Here is a 17353-nt window from a genome sequence, read left to right as displayed (position 1 = left end):
GATTTTCCGAAGAATTACCATGAGTTATAGCTGCTGATTGCGATTTCGCCCTGACCGTCGGGCGGGCGTCATTATTTTGTCTGATTGAGGACCAGAAGAAGTGCCGCGGTTTGCGCATCCGGCGTCCCGTCGAAGCGAGCAGGGCGGTAATGCATCTGGAACGCGGCGAGGACGTGGCGCGTGGCGACGTCCAGCTCGCCGGTCTGCGGCGTGTCGTAACCCAGGCGCGCAAGTTGCGCCTGGAACCAGCCTGGTTCCGGCAGCGGACTGCTGTTGAACACGGCTTGCTGACGCGCTACCGCTTGCTCGTTCGGCCACAGTCCCAAGCCTTCATCAGCGAGACGTTTCCACGGAAACAATGGCCCCGGATCAAGCTTGCGCAGCGGCGCGATGTCGCTGTGACCGATGATGTGCCGCGGGCTGATGCCGTTGCGCTTGCTGATGTCCTTGAGCAGGGTGATCAACGATTCGATCTGCGCTTCGCTGTACGGATACCACAGGCGCCCGGTCGGGGTGTCCTTGTAGCCGGGATTGACGATTTCGATGCCGATGGAGCTGGAGTTCAACCAGGTGCGGCCTTGCCATTGACTCTCGCCGGCGTGCCAGGCCCGTTGGTTTTCGTCCATCAGCTTGTAGATTGTGGCGTTCTTGTCATCGCCGATCAGGTAATGGCTGCTGACGTCGCCATGGGTCAGCAATTGCAGCGAACGCTCCAGTGACGCCGAGGTGTAATGCACCACGACAAACTGGATGCGGCTGTCGTAATTGGCCGAAGGATGGCTGGTGTCGTAACGCGGGCCGCTGGCGCAACCAGCGAGGACGAACAGCGAGGCAACAAGGGCAAAGAATTTCATGGCAGAGGACAATACGCAGAAGACAGTAATGCAACAGTGTAACGTACCGGTTTGGCCAGCGTCCGCCAGCGGGCGGAATTAAACAAAATGGAACAATTGCCTTAGCCGAGCTCCACTCGGTTGCGTCCGGCGTTTTTTGCCCGATACAGCGCCTGATCGGCTCTTTTCAACACTAGATCGCTGTGTTCTCCGACCTTGAACGATGCCAGTCCCATGGAAATCGTAATGGTCACTCGCTCGCCCTTGAAATGAAACGGGCAGGCTTCGATCGCCGCGCGCAGGGTTTCCAGCAGTTTTGCGCCAACCGCTGGCGGCGTCGCCGGCAGCAACAGCACAAACTCTTCACCGCCGAAACGGGCGATGAAATCCGAGCCGCGCAGGCGCTTGCGCAGCACTGTGGCGATGATCTTCAGGACTTTGTCGCCGGCCAGGTGGCCGTAGCTGTCGTTGATGCGCTTGAAATGATCGAGGTCGAGCATGGCCAGGCTAAGGGTGTTGCCGTGCTGCTGCCATTGCTGGATTTCATGCTCCAGGCGTTCACTCCACGCCGCGCGGTTAGGCAGGCCGGTCAACGGATCGATCAGGGCTTTCTGCCGCTGCTCTTCAAGATGTTCACGGAAGCCCATGGCTTCCTGCTCCATATGCGCCACGCGCTCCGACAGGCTCTTCAACCTGGCGGCGACTTCCTGCTCGCGGGCGTCGCGCTGCTTCTGGTGCTGATCCATCGTTCCCAGCAGGCCTTCCAGATGATTCTCCAGCACATGCTTGAGGTCATCGAGGTCGGCTGCTTGCTGGACGCTGCTCTGCAAGCCGTCGACCTGCTCGCGAATCTGCGTGTCCATGGCCCGCGCCGCCGAGCTGTTGTCGGCATGCCCTTCGCTGGCCGCTTGCAGGTTGCTCTGGAACGCTTCAAGGCGTTCGTTGAGCTGTTGCAGATAGGCTTCGAATTCGTGCTGACCGCTATCGGTAATCGCCAGCATCAAGGTTGCGAGATCGTCGAGGATCGGTAGCAGCTCGTACCAGTTCAGTCCGTGTTTGAGCCGTTCGCGCATGGCTTCGGCTTGCGGCCGGTGGCGCTCGGGCAGGGTCAGGTCGTCGAGCAGGCCGATCAGCGTGTCTTCGATGTGTCTGGCCACGGAGCTGTAGGACGGCTCCGGGGAATCCGGCAGAGCGAAGAGGATGTCGTGTTCCGACTGCTCCGGGTCGATAGCGGCCAATGCTTGAGCGATTGGCTCGGGCAAGGGCAGGCTGTCGAGGAGCAGCGGCGAGGGATCGCCGGGGTGGATCAATTCATCGGGGTTGAACGCCTCGGTTGCTGGCGCAGCGACGGTCATCTCGGCGTCCGCGGCGGGTTCAACTTGCGCTGGCTCGGCTTCAACGACGACCACAGGCGCAGCGAACGCAACGACTTGCGGCTCATCAGGCGGCGTCTGGGCGGACGTTTCGATGATGGTCTCGGGCGCTGCGATCGCTGGCTCCGCGTTGGCCACCGGTGCCGATTGCGCAGGCTCCGGTTCAGGCTGCTGAGCTTCGACCAGCTGCGGCACTGGTGTTGCTGGTATGTCGGCCGCCGGTGCAACGGTTTCTTCACTGTCGCGACTACCAAACAAACGCTGCAACAACCCCGGCCGACCCGGCTCGGCAGGCGTCTCCAACTGACTCAAGGCCTTGCCCTGCAAGCCACTGAGCTCGCTCAGCAGCAGTGGCATTTCCCGCGCCTGACCGACGCGGCTGTCCAGTTGTTTGGCGAATTTCTTCAGCGGTTGCGCGACTTCGCGCGGCAATGGCAAAGCCTGCAACTGGGTGACCAGCGCGGTCAGCGCGGTGCTGACCTGATCAATGCGGGTCTCACGGCGCTGCTCGGAGTCGAGCACGGCTTTTTCCAGACGCGGCAGCAGGGCGGCGAGGCCGGCGTCCATGTCATCGGTGCGCACCACTTCGCGCATTTCTTTCATGCACTGATCGACAGCCTTGTCGGTGCCTTCGGCCGCCAGCGTGCTGCGCACCAGACCGCGCCGCAGCAGGTCGAGTCGCGCGGCCCAGCGGCGTTCGAGCTTGTCCTGCTGTTCGATGCTCTTGAGGTACTTCTCTTTCCAGCGCTGGGCGTCGTCGCTCATTCACAGGTTCCGCGAGGGGCAGGGCTCAACGCGGGCAATGCGTCGGCCGTGAGCGAACCCGGCAGACGAATTTCCACCGCGACCGGCAGGTGATCGGAAATGGGCTGGGCCAGTACCTCGACCTTTTCCAGGGTCAGGGTCGGGCTGAGCAGAATATGATCAAGGCAACGCTGTGGGCGCCAGCTGGGGAAGGTCGCTTCCACCTGCGGGGCCAGCAGGCCGAGATCGCGTAATGGCGAGTGTTCGAGCAGGTCGCTGGCATGGGTATTCATGTCGCCCATCAGCACCTGATGCTTGTAGCCGCTGATCAAATCACGAATGTAGGCCAGTTGCAGGCTGCGGGTCCGCGCGCCGAGGGCCAGGTGCATCATTACCACCACCAACGCTTCCGGACCTTCGCCGAAGCGCAGCAGGATCGCGCCGCGACCTTTCGGGCCGGGCAGCGGATGATCCTCGATCGCCCACGGCTTCAGGCGACTGAGCACGCCATTGCTGTGCTGGGCCAGTCGACCGAGGTTGCGATTGAGTTGTTGATACCAGTAGGGAAAGGCGCCGAGGTGGGCCAGATGTTCGACCTGATTGACGTAGCCCGAACGCAGGCTGCCGCCATCGGCTTCCTGCAGCGCGACCAGATCGAAGTCGCCGAGCAGGTCACCGATCTTTTGCAGATTGCCGGAACGCCCGGTGTGCGGCAGCAGATGCTGCCAGCTGCGGGTCAGGTAATGCCGATAGCGCTCGGTGCTGATGCCGACCTGAATGTTGAAACTGAGCAAGCGCAGACGCTGGTCTGCGGGCAGGCCCGTAGACGCCAGGTGATGCTCGTTGACCTGCGGATCATGCAGGCCAACGATGCGTTCGGACTTCCAGCGGCGCATGGCGAATGCCGCGCTTAGTTGGCAGCAGCCTTGTTCGCCGCTCGCTCTTTGGCGACCAGATCGTCAGCCAGCTTCAATGCTTGCTCGGCACCACCGGCAGAGCCGATGTCGAAGCGGTATTTACCATTGACGATCATGGTTGGCACGCCAGTAATTTCGTACTTCTTCGCCAGCTCACGGGCCTTGACGATCTGGCCTTTGATAGCGAACGAGTCGAAAGTGGCGAGGAACTTGTCCTTGTCCACGCCTTGAGTGGCGAGGAAGTCAGCCATGTCGTTCTTGTCGGTGAGCTTCTTGTGTTCTTTCTGGATCGCGTTGAACACGGCGTTGTGTACCTGATGCTCGACACCCATGGCTTCCAGAGTCAGGAACATCTGGCCGTGAGCGTCCCATGGGCCGCCGAACATGGCGGGAATGCGCACGAAGTTGACGTCGGACGGCAGTTTTTCAACCCATGGATTGATCACTGGCTCAAAAGCGTAGCAATGCGGGCAGCCGTACCAGAACAGCTCGACCACTTCGATTTTGCCAGGCTTTGCAACCGGCACCGGATTGGCCAGTTCGACATAAGGGGCGGCAGGGGCTTCAGCGGCCTGGGCGGTGACGCCGAACAGGCTGGCAGCGACGAGGGCGGCGCTGATGATCAGATTACGCATGCTTTACTCCTGAACAATTTGGGTCGCCTCGCTCGACCTGTTGCGACACAGATCCTGGCGGGCATGAGTGCTGTAGTGTAACGGCAGCGGCCACAAAAAAGGGCGGCCAAAGCCACCCTTTTTATACTTGCTGCGAAGGATTAATCGAGCGTTAACGTGGCCGGCGCTGCGCGCCTCGCTCAGCCCTCGATTCAGCGTCTCAGTGCAGGCCCTGGATGTAGCTGGAAACAGCGGCGATGTCTTCGTCGCTCAGCTTGCGCGCGATGGTGCGCATGGTCATCGCGTCGCCGTCGTTGGCGCGACCGCCGTCTTCCTTGCGGAAATCGGTCAGTTGCTTGGCGATGTATTGCGCATGCTGGCCACCCAGGTGCGGGAAGCCTGCTGCAGCATTGCCGGCACCGTTCGGCGAATGGCAGCCGGTGCAGGCTGGCAGGCCTTTTTCCAGGTTGCCGCCACGGAACAGCGCTTCACCGCGAGCGACGATCTTCGGATCGGCGGCGCCGACACTGCCTTTCTGGCTGGCGAAGTACGCAGCGATGTCGGCCAGATCCTGATCATTCAGGTTGGTCAACAGGCCGGTCATTTCCAGCACCACGCGCTTGCCCGACTTGATGTCATGCAATTGCTTGTCGAGGTAGCGTTCACCCTGACCTGCCAGTTTCGGAAAGTTTGGCGCCATGCTGTTGCCGTCCGGGCCATGGCAGGCCCCGCAAACGGCAGCTTTGGCCTGGCCTGCTGCGGCATCGCCGGCAGCATGGGCGATACCTGAAATTCCCACGGTCAACAGCAGACTCACGATCAATTTGTTCATCAGCTAATCCAACTACGGCTAAGGGTTAAGTTATGGACCGGGCTTACTCTCGCTCATCCACAGGATGATGGCCTGGTAATCCTCGGCACTGCAGTCCATGCACAAACCACGCGGCGGCATCGCCTTGAAACCCTGGGTCACGTGTTGCACCAGCGTCCCCATACCTTTCGCCAACCTCGGCGTCCAAGCTTCCTGATCGCCTCTTGCGGGCGCCATGGGTAGTTGGCCGGAATGACAGGCACCACAAACACGGTTGTACACGGCTTCCGGATCCTGTGTAGCCTGTGCGCTGTAAAGCGGCATCAAGACTCCGGCAGCCAGCAGCCATTTCGTCATAAAACGACCTTTTCAGGGTTGAGAGCGTTCTGCGTTCTAATGCGCAATCAAAGTCTGTCGCTCTCGTGAACTTCATCCTTCGCTGGGACAAAGCACACACAAAATCTGCGGCATTATATACTGGCGTCACTGAAACGGAAGCGACACCGCGTTCCGCGCCCAATCCCGGCGCCGCCCACATCGGAAATCCCATGCAACTCAAGAATCCCATCCTCGGCCTGTGCCAACAGTCCACGTTCATGCTCAGTGCCGCCAAAGTCGATCAATGCCCTGACGACGAAGGCTTCGAAGTGGCGTTTGCCGGTCGTTCCAACGCCGGCAAATCCAGCGCGCTGAACACCCTGACTCACGCCAGCCTGGCGCGCACCTCGAAAACTCCGGGTCGCACACAGCTGTTGAACTTCTTCAAGCTAGACGATGATCGCCGTCTGGTCGACCTGCCGGGCTACGGTTATGCAAAAGTACCGATCCCGCTCAAGCAACACTGGCAGCGCCACCTTGAGGCTTACCTCGGTGGTCGGGAGAGTCTGAAAGGTCTGATTCTGATGATGGACATCCGCCATCCGATGACCGACTTCGACCTGCTGATGCTCGACTGGGCCGTCGCCGCTGGCATGCCGATGCACATCCTGCTGACCAAAGCCGACAAACTCACCTACGGCGCAGCCAAGAACACCCTGCTGAAAGTACAGTCGGAAATCCGCAAAGGCTGGGGCGACTCGATCACCATCCAACTGTTCTCCGCACCAAAACGCATGGGCCTGGAAGAGGCCTACACCGTATTGGCCGACTGGATGGAACTGGCAGACAAAAACACCGAGGCGGCAGCCGAGTAAGACAATTTCAAAACTGACTGTGGTGCTGTCAGGCAAGGCGAAAGCACCGCTAAAAAGCGGAGTTTAGGGTACCTAAATGAGCATTTTTAGCGGTGCTTTTAACGCAGCATGACGGCATCACAGCCAGTTTTGGGGCAAAAAAAGCCCCGGACTTCATTGGGGAGGGAGAAGTTCCGGGGTTCAAGTTCCGAACCGCTAGGGCGGGGTTCAGATATCTGCCAACACTTAACACAACATAGGAGCATCGAAGGGCTTCACCAGCCATTCAGTATCTCTGAGTGTTCGGTCGACAGATTAGTTCAGATTTTTTTCAAAAAGCTTTGGAATAGCCTCAAGCATTTATCGTTCTAAGCCGGTTTACGGGACTTGCCGCGACGTCGCGTCGCGGCACCTTTACAAACTCAGTGCGCCTCATCCCAGTTGTTGCCCACGCCAACTTCCACCAGCAGCGGCACATCCAGTTTCGCCGCTTCGCTCATGTGCGTACGAATTTCGGCACTGACCTGCTCGACCAGATCCTCGCGAACCTCCAGCACCAGTTCGTCGTGCACTTGCAGGATGACCCGGGCATCCAGCCCCGACGTGGCCAGCCAGTTATCCACAGCCACCATCGCTTTCTTGATGATGTCCGCTGCCGTGCCCTGCATCGGCGCGTTGATCGCTGTGCGTTCTGCAGCGGCGCGTTCCTGCGGCTTGTTCGAGTTGATCTCCGGCAAGTACAGGCGACGACCGAAGAAAGTTTCGACGTAACCCTGATCCGCCGCTTGCGCGCGGGTACGCTCCATGTATTCGCGCACGCCTGGATAACGGGCGAAGTAGGTGTCGATGTAAGCCTTGGCGGTCTTGGTGTCGACGCCGATGTCCTTGCCGAGCTTCTGCGCGCCCATGCCGTAGATCAGACCGAAGTTGATCGCCTTGGCGCTGCGGCGCTGGTCCGAGGTCACTTGATCAAGCTCGACCTTGAATACTTCGGCAGCGGTTGCAGTGTGCACGTCGAGATTGTTGCGAAAGGCGTTCATCAGGCCTTCGTCGCGGGACAGGTGGGCCATGATCCGCAGTTCGATCTGCGAATAGTCCGCCGCCAGCAGTTTGTAACCCTTCGGTGCGACGAACGCCTGACGAATGCGTCGGCCTTCGGCGGTGCGCACCGGAATGTTCTGCAGGTTCGGATCACTGGAAGACAGGCGCCCGGTCGAAGCCACGGCCTGATGATACGAGGTGTGGATGCGCCCGGTGCGCGGGTTGATCTGTTCGGGCAGGCGATCGGTGTAGGTGCTTTTCAGCTTGCTCATCGAACGGTGCTCCATCAGCACCTTCGGCAAGCGGTGATCGTCTTCGGCGAGTTTCGCCAGCACTTCTTCAGCGGTGGACGGCTGGCCCTTGGCGGTTTTCTTCAGCACCGGCAGGCCGAGCTTTTCATAGAGAATCACGCCCAGCTGCTTCGGCGAGCCGAGGTTGAATTCCTCCCCGGCAATTTCGAAGGCTTCACGCTCCAGCGCGACCATTTTGTTGCCCAGCTCAATGCTCTGAATGCCGAGCAGTTCGGCATCGACGAACGCGCCCTGGCGTTCGATGCGCGCCAATACCGGTACCAGTGGGATTTCGATGTCGGTCAAGACGCTGGCCAGGCTCGGAATCGCGCTGAGCTTGTCGAACAGGATCTGGTGCAGGCGCAGAGTGATGTCGGCGTCTTCGGCGGCATACGGCCCGGCCTGTTCCAGAGCGATCTGGTCGAAGGTCAGTTGCTTGGCACCTTTGCCGGCGATGTCCTGGAAGCTCACCGTGGTGTGGTCAAGGTACTTCTGCGCGAGGCTGTCCATGTCGTGACGGGTCGCGGTGGAATTGAGTACGTAGGACTCGAGCATGGTGTCGAAGGCGATGCCGTGCACGCTGATGCCCTGGCTCTGATCGCCGCCAATGGCGCAGTTGGCCAGAATGTTCATGTCGAACTTGGCGTGCTGGCCAACCTTGAGTTTGCTCGGGTCTTCCAGAATCGGCTTGAGTGCGCGCAGCACGGTGTCGCGATCCAGCTGCTCCGGCACGCCGATGTAGGAGTGGGTCAGCGGGATGTACGCAGCTTCGTTGGCCTGTACGGCGAACGACAGACCGACCAGTTGCGCTCGCTGCGCGTCGATGCCGGTGGTTTCGGTGTCGAAGGCGATCAGCTTGGCGTTGCGCAGTTTTTCCAGCCAGACGTCGAAGCGAGCCTGATCGAGGATGGTTTCGTAGGCGGCTTCGGCAGGGGCAGCAGGTGCCTCGGCTTGCGGGGCGCTGAACAGATCATGGGCGGGCGCAGGTTCGGCCGCCGCGCTCAGTTCCAGACGCTTGGCATCGCGATCCAGATCATTGAGCCAGCTCTTGAATTCCAGCAGGGTGTACAGCTCGTAGAGTTTGGCCGGATCTTCCTGACCCATCTGCAGATCGTCGAGGCCGATATCCAGCGGCACGTCGACCTTGATGGTCGCCAGTTGATAGGACAGGAAAGCCATTTCCTTGTGCTCTTCGAGCTTGGCCGGCAGGGTTTTTGCGCCACGGATCGGCAGGGTCGGCACGATGTCGAGGTTGGCGTACAGCTCGGTCAGACCGCCGTTGACGCCGACCAGCAGGCCGGACGCCGTCTTCGGGCCGATGCCCGGCACGCCCGGAATGTTGTCGGAGGAATCGCCCATCAGCGCCAGATAATCGATGATCTGCTCCGGTGCGACGCCAAATTTCTCCTTCACGCCTTCCACATCCATCGAGCTACCGGACATGGTGTTGACCAAGGTAATGTGGCCGTCGACCAGTTGCGCCATGTCCTTGTCACCGGTGGAAATGATCACCGGGCGATCGGCCGCCGCACTGCTGCGGGCGAGGGTGCCGATCACGTCGTCAGCCTCGACGCCGTCGACGCACAGCAGCGGGAAGCCGAGGGCGATCACGCTCTGGTGCAGCGGCTCGATCTGCACGCGCATGTCATCGGGCATGCTCGGCCGGTTGGCCTTGTATTCGGCGTACATCTCGTCACGAAATGTTCCGCCCTTGGCGTCGAACACCACGGCGAAGGGGCTGTCCGGGTACTGCTTGCGCAGACTCTTGAGCATGTTCAGCACGCCTTTGACCGCACCGGTCGGCAGGCCTTTGGACGTGGTCAGTGGTGGCAGTGCATGAAAGGCGCGGTACAGGTAAGACGAACCGTCCACCAGGACGAGGGGGGCTTGGCTCATGAGCAGGATCAACCTTTTCGGCGGGTCCGGCGCTAGAATAGCGGGACCGTTGACGACAAAGGGACAAGGTTATCATGCGTACGTTAAATCGCTTGCTGCTGGTCGGGTTGATCGCTGTCTCACCACTGGCCGCGATTGCGGCGGATGATGCGCCGGGCGGCGACCCCGAGGTCACCATCCGCACGGAGGGCGACAAGACTATTCAGGAGTACCGTCAGAACGGTTTCCTGTATGCGATCAAGGTCACGCCGAAGGGCGCGCCGCCGTACTTTCTGGTGCGCGCCGACGGAACGGATGCCAACTTCATCCGCTCGGACCAGCCGGATATGCTGATCCCGTCATGGAAGATCTTCGAATGGAAGTAGGTTTTTAATTCACTTGTGGCGCCGCCGTTGCGGCGCCCGTACTGGCAGTCAAGACATGTCTGTGTTCACTCCCCTGGCTCGGCCCGAGCTGGAAACCTTTCTCGCCCCTTACGGGCTCGGCCGCCTGCTCGATTTCCAGGGGATCGCCGCCGGCAGCGAAAACACCAATTTCTTCATCAGTCTGGAGCAGGGCGAGTTTGTCCTGACCCTGGTCGAGCGCGGCCCGGTGCAGGAGATGCCGTTCTTCATCGACCTGCTCGACGTGCTGCACGAAGCCGATCTGCCGGTGCCTTACGCCCTGCGCACCACCGACGGCTTGGCCCTGCGTGAGCTCAAAGGCAAACCGGCGCTGCTGCAACCGCGTCTGTCGGGCAAGCACATCAAGGTCGCCAACGCCCAGCATTGCGCGCAGGTCGGCGAGTTGCAGGCGCATCTGCATCTGGCAACCCAGGGCGAGCGCATGATCAAGCGCAAGACCGATCGCGGCCTGGACTGGATGCTGGAGGAGGGCACTGAATTTCTCTCGCACCTGAGCGATGAGCCGCGTGCCTTGCTGCAAAAGGCGCTGGATGAGATCACCGAGCGCAAAGAGAAGATTCTTGCGCTACCTCGCGCCAATATTCACGCCGATCTGTTCCGCGACAACGCCATGTTCGAAGGCACCCATCTGACCGGGTTGATCGACTTCTACAACGCCTGCTCGGGGCCGATGCTGTACGACGTGGCGATCGCGTTGAATGACTGGTGTTCGGACGAGGAGGGCGTGATCGATGGCCCGCGCGCCCGGGCATTCCTCGGTGCCTACGCGGCGCTGCGCCCGTTCACGGCGGCGGAGGCTGAGCTCTGGCCAACGATGTTGCGTGTGGCTTGTGTGCGGTTCTGGCTGTCACGCCTGATCGCCGCCGAGCAGTTCGCCGGGCAGGACGTGTTGATTCACGATCCGCAGGAATTCGAGCAGCGCCTGGCGCAGCGGCAGAAGGTCAATACACCGTTGCCCTTCGCCCTCTGAGTAGATTCGCCAAGCAAACACGAACCTGTGGGAGCGAGCCTGCTCGCGAAGGCGGCGGCCCGTTCAGCATTTTTGCTGACTGACCAACCGCTTTCGCGAGCAGGCTCGCTCCCACAAGGTTTGTGTTGTTACAGCGACTCCAGGCACCCGGCCAGATCATTGCTGAGTTTTTCCAGCACCTGCTCATAGCCCTGAGCCGTCGCCGGCGTATAACCACCCAACGCATCCAGCTCGGCGAGTTTCACCGGCAAACCGGCCACCAGGGTTTCCGCCAGGCGCGGACGCAATGGCGGCTCGCTGAACACACAGGTCTTGCCTACTTCCTGCAAACGCTTGCGCATCGCCGCGACATGCTGGGCGCCGGGCTGTACTTCAGCGGCCACCGCGAACACCCCGGCGTGCTTCAGGCCGTAAGCGTCTTCGAAATAATCAAACGCCTCATGAAACACGAAGTACGGCTTGCCTTCGACATTGGCCAGACGCTTCTTCAAGCGCTGATCCAGCGCATCCAGACGTTCATCGAAGGCTTTGGCATTGCTCTGATAGCGCTGGGCATTGGCCGGGTCGGCGGCGCTGAGGTCGGCGGCCATTTTGTCAGCGATCACCCGCGCGTTGGCCGGTGACAACCACAGGTGTGCATCCAGCGAGCCGGGGCGATGGTCGTGATCATGCTCATCGGCCTCTTCGGCGTGGGAATGGTTGTCCGCGCCGAAATGCCGCAGCTTGAGCCCCGGCAGATCCTGCACGGCGACGCTCGGCAGGCTGCGACCGCCGAGCACGCGCGGCAGGAAACCTTCCATGTCCGGGCCGATCCAGTAGAGCAGATCGACTGACTGCACCTTCCGTACGTCGGATGGGCGCAGGGCGTAATTGTGTGGGGAGGCACCCGGCGGCAGCAGCACCTCGGGAATCGCCACGCCGTCCTGCACGGCAGCGGCAATCAGCTGCAACGGTTTGATACTGGTGAGCACTTTGACCTCGGCCTGGGCCGTACCGATCAGCAGAAAACTGGCAACACAAGCCACAAAAACAGAAAAAAGTCGGGACACGATGACCACTCAAGGAAGCGAGAACGGGTAACATAATAACGTCTCCAGCAAATCTCGTCGCCGCTCATGCCTATTACACCGATTGCCAGCCGTCCCCACGACCACTCCCATTGCGTGCACAGCGCTCTGTCCGAGGCCGATACCTTGTGCGCGCAGAAAGGTTTGCGTCTGACTGCCCTGCGCCGCCGCGTGCTGGAACTGGTCTGGCAAAGCCACAAGCCGCTGGGTGCCTACGATATCCTTGCGGTGCTCAGCGAGCAGGACGGCCGCCGCGCAGCGCCGCCTACGGTGTACCGCGCACTGGATTTCCTGCTCGAAAACGGCCTGGTCCATCGCATCTCGTCGCTCAACGCCTTCGTTGGCTGCGTGCATCCTGAACACGCGCATCAAGGCCAGTTCCTGATCTGCCGCGAGTGCCACGCCGCCATCGAACTTGAGCAAAAAGTGATCAGCGACGCGATCATCAGCAGCGCCAAAGATGTCGGTTTCATCGTCGAAGCGCAGACGGTCGAAGTGGTTGGTCTGTGCGCCGGTTGCCAGGGGGCCTGATGAGCAACGCGCTGATCCGTCTGGAGCAGGTCGCCGTCACGTTTGCCGGGCAGACCGTGCTGGACAACATCGAGCTGAGCGTCGAGCCGGGGCAGATCGTCACCCTGATCGGCCCCAATGGCGCCGGCAAGACCACGCTGGTACGCGCCGTGCTCGGGCTGTTGAAGCCGAACAGTGGCAGCGTCTGGCGCAAGCCGAAATTGCGCGTCGGTTACATGCCGCAGAAACTGCATGTTGACCCGACGCTGCCGCTGTCAGTGCTGCGCTTCCTGCGCCTGGTGCCTGGCGTCGATCGTTCGCGTGCCTTGGCCGCGTTGAAGGAAGTTGGCGCCGAACACGTGATCGACAGCCCGGTGCAGAGCGTTTCCGGCGGCGAAATGCAGCGTGTGCTGTTGGCTCGGGCACTGCTGCGTGAGCCGGAACTGTTGGTGCTGGATGAACCGGTGCAGGGCGTCGACGTGGCCGGGCAGGCCGAGCTGTACAGCCTGATCACCCGTCTGCGCGACCGCCACGGTTGCGGCGTGCTCATGGTGTCCCACGATTTGCATCTGGTGATGAGCACCACCGATCAGGTGGTCTGCCTCAATCGTCACGTCTGCTGCTCCGGGCATCCCGAGCAGGTCAGCGGCGATCCGGCATTTGTCGAGTTGTTCGGCAAGAACGCGCCGAGTCTGGCGATCTATCACCACCATCACGACCACGCCCACGACCTGCACGGTTCGGTGGTCAAAGGCCCGCTCGGCGGGCAACCTCATGTTCATGGAGACGGCTGCAAGCATGGCTGATTTTCTTTTGTATGCCCTGCTTGCAGGTCTGGCCCTGGCGCTGGTGGCCGGACCGCTCGGCTCGTTTGTGGTGTGGCGGCGCATGGCATATTTCGGCGATACCCTGTCCCACGCCGCATTGCTCGGCGTGGCACTGGGCTTTTTGCTGGACGTCAGCCCGACGGTGGCGGTGACGGTCGGTTGCCTGCTGCTGGCGGTGCTCTTGGTGACGCTGCAACAGCGTCAGCCACTGGCATCCGACACCCTGTTGGGAATTCTTGCACCGAGCACCCTCTCTCTCGGCCTGGTGGTACTAAGCTTCATGCATGAAGTGCGGATCGACCTGATGGCCTATCTGTTCGGCGACTTGCTGGCAATCAGTCCGAGCGATCTTGCGTGGATTCTCGGTGGCACCGCGGCGGTGCTGGTGTTGCTGGTGACGCTGTGGCGACCGCTGCTGGCGGTCACCGTGCACGAAGAACTGGCGCGGGTCGAAGGCTTGCCGGTTGCGGGTTTGCGCTTGGCGCTGATGCTGTTGATCGCGGTGGTGATCGCCGTGGCGATGAAAATCGTCGGTGTGCTGCTGATCACTTCGCTGCTGATCATTCCGGCGGCTGCGGCACAGCGTCACGCCCGTTCGCCGGAGCAGATGGCCTTGGGCGCGAGCCTGCTGGGCATGCTCGCGGTGTGCGGCGGGCTGGCGTTGTCGTGGTTCAAGGACACCCCGGCGGGGCCGTCTATCGTTGTGACGGCAGCCGCGCTGTTTCTGTTGAGTTTTGTTCTGCCCCGTCGTGGGGTGTAGACTTGGCCGCTTTTTGCGCAATTAGAGAGTCGCAGGAATGAAGCCGTTCGCCTCCCGTTATCTGCTCCTTGTCGCATTTTCAGTGCTGCTGGGCGCCTGCCAAAGCACGCCGCCGGTGGCTGAAGTCCCCGATGCGCGGGCTACGGCCATCGCGCAGCTGGAGCAAAGCCTGGCCAGCAGCGAACTGGCCACCGCCGAAGACCAGTTGGCCGCCTTGCAGGCCGCAACCCCCAACGATCAATCCCTTGAGCAGTACCAGCGGCAGCTGGCCGAGGCGTACCTGCGCCGCAGCCAGATCGTTCTGCAAAAGGGCGATGTCAACGCTGCGGCCACCGCGCTCAGCCGCGCCCGTGCTCTGATGCCCAAGGCGCCAGCGCTGACCGGCGGCGTCAACGGCGCGATCACCGAAGCGCGCAAGGCCGAGCTGGAAAAGGCCGAGGCCGCGTTGCTGGCTGCCGAAGCCAGGCCGAAAGCCAAGGTCATCGACCCGACCGCCGAGAGCACCACTGTTGCGTTGAACATCGGCGATATTCACAAGCTGCAACGACAACTCGATGCGATCGCCGCCGATGTGGTGAATTACGAATGCGCCGTCAGCATTCAGGCGCCGCGCACCGCGGATTATCCGTGGCTGGCGACGTTGCTGAGCAAGCGAGTCAAGAAGCTCGATCCTGATTTTGATTTGCAGATCGAGAAGCAGATCTTGCGCACGGTTCCGGCGCAGATGGTTTTAAGCCCGCGCAAGCCATAAAAAGCTTCGCGAGCAGGCTCGCTCCCACAGGTGCAACAGCGTACCTGTGGGAGCGAGCCTGCTCGCGAAAGCGTCCTCTCAGCCAATAAAGATCTTAAGCCGGAATAGCCTTGGCCTTAGGCTCCCGCGCCCAGACCCGATGCTCGCCGATCGCGGCGAAGAACGGTTTGGTCAACGCCCCTACATCCGCGCCCTGCAGCAGCCCAGCATCCGCATCCAGCTTCAGCAAGTCCTGCAATTGCTTGGCCTCGCCGTGCAGCGCGATCGCCTTCAGGTGCTTGTAGGCTTCGAGCAGGTAGTGCAACGCCACGCCGTCACCGCTCAACGCGGTAATCGACGCCGCGCCACCCGGTACGAACACCGCATCGAACGCAATTGAAGGCATGCCTTCCATCGACGCATCCACCGGCAATGCCTTGCCGTCAGCGGTCTTCACTGGCGCCGAGGTCGGGCCGAGCAGTTTCGCGTGGGCGCCTTCGGCTTCAAGTGCTTTCTTCATCGCATCGATGGCTGCAGCATCAACGCCGTTGGCCGCGAGAATCGCCACTTTGCGCGTCTTGATGTTGCCTGGCAGCAGGTTGGCCTGGCTCAGCGCTGGCGATTGCTCCAGCGAGGTCTTGCGCACTTCGACCGTGCCTTTGGCTGGTGCCGGCAAACCAAGGTTTTCAGCCACACGTTTGGCCAAGGTCAGGTCGATATTGGCGAGGATCTCGTTCACTTCACGGGCACGGATGAACTCACGTTCGACCTTGCCCAGCTCGAAGCTGTAGGCAGCGATGATGTGCTCTTTCTCGTGGTCGCTCATGCTGTTGAAGAACAGGCGGGCCTGGGAGAAGTGATCGCTGAACGACTCGCTGCGCTGACGGATCTTCGCTGCGTCGATGCGCTCCGGGTAGCTCTCGAAACCACCGTCCTGTGCCGCTGGCGGGGTTTCTTTTGGCCAACCGCCGTCGATCGAGTTCGGCTCGTACGAGGCACGCCCCTTGTCGATGGTGCTGCGGTGTTGCGCATCGCGCTGGCCGTTGTGGAACGGCGCCACCGGACGGTTGATCGGCAACTCATGGAAGTTCGGCCCGCCGAGTCGGCTGATCTGCGTGTCGGTATAGGAAAACAGCCGACCTTGCAGCAACGGGTCATTGGAGAAGTCGATACCCGGCACAATGTGGCCAGGGCAGAAGGCGACCTGCTCGGTTTCGGCGAAGAAGTTGTCCGGGTTGCGGTTCAGGGTCATTTTGCCCAACGGCGTAATCGGGACGATTTCTTCGGGGATGATCTTGGTCGGATCGAGGATGTCGAAGTCGAAATCGTGTTCGTTCTCTTCTTCGACGATCTGCACGCCCAGTTCCCATTCCGGGTAATCGCCCATCTCGATCGCTTCCCACAGGTCGCGGCGGTGGTAGTCGGTGTCCTTACCGGCGAGCTTCTGCGCCTCGTCCCACACCAGCGAGCAAGTGCCGGCGGTAGGGCGCCAGTGGAATTTGACGAAGCGTGATTTGCCCTCGGCGTTGATCAGGCGGAAGGTGTGCACGCCGAAGCCCTGCATGCTGCGCAGGCTTTTCGGGATCGCCCGGTCGGACATCGCCCAGATGACCATGTGCGCCGATTCCGGCACCAGCGAGACGAAGTCCCAGAACGTATCGTGAGCCGAGCCGCCGGTCGGGATTTCGTTGTGCGGCTCGGGTTTCACCGCGTGGACGAAGTCCGGGAACTTGATCGCGTCCTGAATGAAGAACACCGGCATGTTGTTGCCGACCAGATCGAAGTTACCCTCGTCGGTAAAGAATTTCACCGCAAAGCCACGCACGTCACGCACGGTATCGCCGGAACCCCGTGGCCCCTGCACCGTAGAAAAACGCACGAACACCGGGGTTTTCTTGCCCGGATCCTGTAGGAAACCGGCCTTGGTCAGTGCTGCATGGTTCTCGTAGGTCTGAAAAAAACCGTGGGCGCCGGTACCGCGCGCATGGACGATACGCTCCGGAATGCGCTCATGGTCAAAGTGCGTGATCTTTTCACGCATGATGAAGTCTTCCAGCAGCGATGGCCCGCGCGGCCCGGCTTTGAGGGTGTTCTGGTTGTCGGCGATCTTCACGCCCTGATTGGTGCGCAGTGCCTGACCGGTGGCGTCGGAACGGAATTCTTCCAGGCTGTCGAGCTTGGCGTTGGTGTTGGCGCGATCCGGGGTATCGGTCCCGGCCATTTCGCTTTTATCAGGTGCAGGCTTTTTGATGCTCATCAGACGTAAACTCCTCGTTTGGCCCCGGATGCCTTCCGAAGACCCTTGAGTGATTCCCGGGCACGGCACCCAGGGGTTTCAAGTCGCTTAAGTAGTGACTGATGAGCGTTTCAGCCGTTCCGTTTATCTGACCTTTG

The 17353-nt window shown here is 61.0% G+C and carries 16 protein-coding genes; 7 read left to right on the top strand and 9 right to left on the bottom strand.

Annotated elements, in window-relative coordinates:
* Positions 1 to 71 precede the first annotated feature (71 nt).
* The 6 genes from AB4N48_RS24080 to AB4N48_RS24055 all read right to left on the bottom strand — a co-directional run bounded on the left by AB4N48_RS24080 (position 72) and on the right by AB4N48_RS24055 (position 5649).
* Complete coding sequence (locus AB4N48_RS24080) at positions 72 to 854, bottom strand: N-acetylmuramoyl-L-alanine amidase (RefSeq protein ID WP_095182298.1); 783 nt, start codon at positions 852 to 854, stop codon at positions 72 to 74.
* Positions 855 to 955: 101 nt separating this feature from the next.
* Positions 956 to 2971 (bottom strand): GGDEF domain-containing protein, encoded by a 2016-nt coding sequence (locus AB4N48_RS24075; protein ID WP_095182297.1) that lies wholly within the window; start codon positions 2969 to 2971, stop codon positions 956 to 958.
* Positions 2968 to 3846 (bottom strand): endonuclease/exonuclease/phosphatase family protein, encoded by an 879-nt coding sequence (locus tag AB4N48_RS24070; RefSeq protein WP_024014985.1) that lies wholly within the window; start codon positions 3844 to 3846, stop codon positions 2968 to 2970. Before AB4N48_RS24070 ends, AB4N48_RS24075 begins: the two co-directional genes overlap by 4 nt.
* 14 nt (positions 3847 to 3860) lie before the next feature.
* Positions 3861 to 4502, bottom strand: a complete 642-nt coding sequence (locus AB4N48_RS24065; RefSeq protein ID WP_016772349.1) for a thiol:disulfide interchange protein DsbA/DsbL — start codon at positions 4500 to 4502, stop codon at positions 3861 to 3863.
* A 199-nt stretch (positions 4503 to 4701) separates the two neighbouring features.
* The gene (locus AB4N48_RS24060) at positions 4702 to 5313 is read right to left on the bottom strand and encodes a c-type cytochrome (protein WP_056791217.1); all 612 of its coding nucleotides are present in this window, start codon (positions 5311 to 5313) and stop codon (positions 4702 to 4704) included.
* Between the two features lie 30 nt (positions 5314 to 5343).
* On the bottom strand, positions 5344 to 5649 hold the full coding sequence (locus AB4N48_RS24055) for a c-type cytochrome (protein ID WP_016772347.1): 306 nt from the start codon (positions 5647 to 5649) through the stop codon (positions 5344 to 5346).
* Positions 5650 to 5840: 191 nt separating this feature from the next.
* Between AB4N48_RS24055 and yihA the strand changes: the two genes are divergently transcribed.
* Entirely contained in the window at positions 5841 to 6485 is a 645-nt protein-coding gene (yihA, locus tag AB4N48_RS24050) for a ribosome biogenesis GTP-binding protein YihA/YsxC (protein WP_056791221.1), read from the top strand.
* A gap of 401 nt (positions 6486 to 6886) precedes the next feature.
* On the opposite strand, the gene polA is transcribed toward yihA, so the two are convergent.
* Positions 6887 to 9691: a DNA polymerase I gene (polA, locus tag AB4N48_RS24045; RefSeq protein ID WP_150743224.1), complete on the bottom strand. Its 2805-nt coding sequence runs from the start codon at positions 9689 to 9691 to the stop codon at positions 6887 to 6889.
* Between the two features lie 74 nt (positions 9692 to 9765).
* On the opposite strand from polA, the gene AB4N48_RS24040 reads away from it, so the two are divergent.
* Both AB4N48_RS24040 and AB4N48_RS24035 read left to right on the top strand, forming a co-directional pair.
* A complete protein-coding gene (locus AB4N48_RS24040) occupies positions 9766 to 10056 on the top strand; it encodes a DUF2782 domain-containing protein (RefSeq protein WP_041476480.1) in 291 nt (96 codons plus the stop codon).
* Between the two features lie 55 nt (positions 10057 to 10111).
* On the top strand, positions 10112 to 11065 hold the full coding sequence (locus AB4N48_RS24035) for a homoserine kinase (protein ID WP_460094426.1): 954 nt from the start codon (positions 10112 to 10114) through the stop codon (positions 11063 to 11065).
* A gap of 128 nt (positions 11066 to 11193) precedes the next feature.
* On the opposite strand, the gene znuA is transcribed toward AB4N48_RS24035, so the two are convergent.
* A complete protein-coding gene (gene znuA, locus AB4N48_RS24030) occupies positions 11194 to 12114 on the bottom strand; it encodes a zinc ABC transporter substrate-binding protein ZnuA (protein ID WP_460094425.1) in 921 nt (306 codons plus the stop codon).
* Between the two features lie 66 nt (positions 12115 to 12180).
* Here znuA and AB4N48_RS24025 point away from each other — a divergent pair, with 66 nt between their 5' ends.
* The 4 genes from AB4N48_RS24025 to AB4N48_RS24010 are packed head-to-tail and all read left to right on the top strand — an operon-like array spanning position 12181 to position 14980.
* Positions 12181 to 12663: a Fur family transcriptional regulator gene (locus AB4N48_RS24025; protein ID WP_024014990.1), complete on the top strand. Its 483-nt coding sequence runs from the start codon at positions 12181 to 12183 to the stop codon at positions 12661 to 12663.
* Entirely contained in the window at positions 12663 to 13448 is a 786-nt protein-coding gene (gene znuC / locus AB4N48_RS24020; protein ID WP_024014991.1) for a zinc ABC transporter ATP-binding protein ZnuC, read from the top strand. The genes AB4N48_RS24025 and znuC overlap by 1 nt, the downstream gene beginning before the upstream one ends.
* Positions 13441 to 14229, top strand: coding sequence for a zinc ABC transporter permease subunit ZnuB (znuB, locus tag AB4N48_RS24015; protein WP_016772340.1), 789 nt, complete (start codon positions 13441 to 13443; stop codon positions 14227 to 14229). The genes znuC and znuB overlap by 8 nt, the downstream gene beginning before the upstream one ends.
* A 37-nt stretch (positions 14230 to 14266) precedes the next feature.
* On the top strand, positions 14267 to 14980 hold the full coding sequence (locus AB4N48_RS24010) for a PA5502 family lipoprotein (protein WP_016772339.1): 714 nt from the start codon (positions 14267 to 14269) through the stop codon (positions 14978 to 14980).
* A 94-nt stretch (positions 14981 to 15074) separates the two neighbouring features.
* Here AB4N48_RS24010 and katE read toward each other — a convergent pair whose 3' ends face one another.
* Positions 15075 to 17216, bottom strand: coding sequence for a catalase HPII (katE, locus tag AB4N48_RS24005; RefSeq protein ID WP_252885092.1), 2142 nt, complete (start codon positions 17214 to 17216; stop codon positions 15075 to 15077).
* Positions 17217 to 17353: the final 137 nt, after the last annotated feature.

Source organism: Pseudomonas sp. S2_C11 (assembly GCF_054668395.1).
The sequence above is the reverse complement of the archived record's forward strand: the minus strand, read 5'-3'. Positions and strand labels throughout refer to the sequence as shown.

What these genes read in the sequence shown, in the direction of transcription:
- AB4N48_RS24035 (WP_460094426.1), top strand. Translation starts at nt 10,112, where the DNA reads ATGTCTGTGTTCACTCCCCTGGCTCGGCCCGAGCTGGAAACCTTTCTC.
- AB4N48_RS24010 (WP_016772339.1), top strand. Translation starts at nt 14,267, where the DNA reads ATGAAGCCGTTCGCCTCCCGTTATCTGCTCCTTGTCGCATTTTCAGTG.
- AB4N48_RS24065 (WP_016772349.1), bottom strand. Translation starts at nt 4,502, where the DNA reads ATGCGTAATCTGATCATCAGCGCCGCCCTCGTCGCTGCCAGCCTGTTC.
- AB4N48_RS24080 (WP_095182298.1), bottom strand. Translation starts at nt 854, where the DNA reads ATGAAATTCTTTGCCCTTGTTGCCTCGCTGTTCGTCCTCGCTGGTTGC.
- AB4N48_RS24070 (WP_024014985.1), bottom strand. Translation starts at nt 3,846, where the DNA reads ATGCGCCGCTGGAAGTCCGAACGCATCGTTGGCCTGCATGATCCGCAG.
- AB4N48_RS24055 (WP_016772347.1), bottom strand. Translation starts at nt 5,649, where the DNA reads ATGACGAAATGGCTGCTGGCTGCCGGAGTCTTGATGCCGCTTTACAGC.
- katE (WP_252885092.1), bottom strand. Translation starts at nt 17,216, where the DNA reads ATGAGCATCAAAAAGCCTGCACCTGATAAAAGCGAAATGGCCGGGACC.
- AB4N48_RS24040 (WP_041476480.1), top strand. Translation starts at nt 9,766, where the DNA reads ATGCGTACGTTAAATCGCTTGCTGCTGGTCGGGTTGATCGCTGTCTCA.
- AB4N48_RS24025 (WP_024014990.1), top strand. Translation starts at nt 12,181, where the DNA reads ATGCCTATTACACCGATTGCCAGCCGTCCCCACGACCACTCCCATTGC.
- znuB (WP_016772340.1), top strand. Translation starts at nt 13,441, where the DNA reads ATGGCTGATTTTCTTTTGTATGCCCTGCTTGCAGGTCTGGCCCTGGCG.
- polA (WP_150743224.1), bottom strand. Translation starts at nt 9,691, where the DNA reads ATGAGCCAAGCCCCCCTCGTCCTGGTGGACGGTTCGTCTTACCTGTAC.
- AB4N48_RS24060 (WP_056791217.1), bottom strand. Translation starts at nt 5,313, where the DNA reads ATGAACAAATTGATCGTGAGTCTGCTGTTGACCGTGGGAATTTCAGGT.
- znuC (WP_024014991.1), top strand. Translation starts at nt 12,663, where the DNA reads ATGAGCAACGCGCTGATCCGTCTGGAGCAGGTCGCCGTCACGTTTGCC.
- yihA (WP_056791221.1), top strand. Translation starts at nt 5,841, where the DNA reads ATGCAACTCAAGAATCCCATCCTCGGCCTGTGCCAACAGTCCACGTTC.
- AB4N48_RS24075 (WP_095182297.1), bottom strand. Translation starts at nt 2,971, where the DNA reads ATGAGCGACGACGCCCAGCGCTGGAAAGAGAAGTACCTCAAGAGCATC.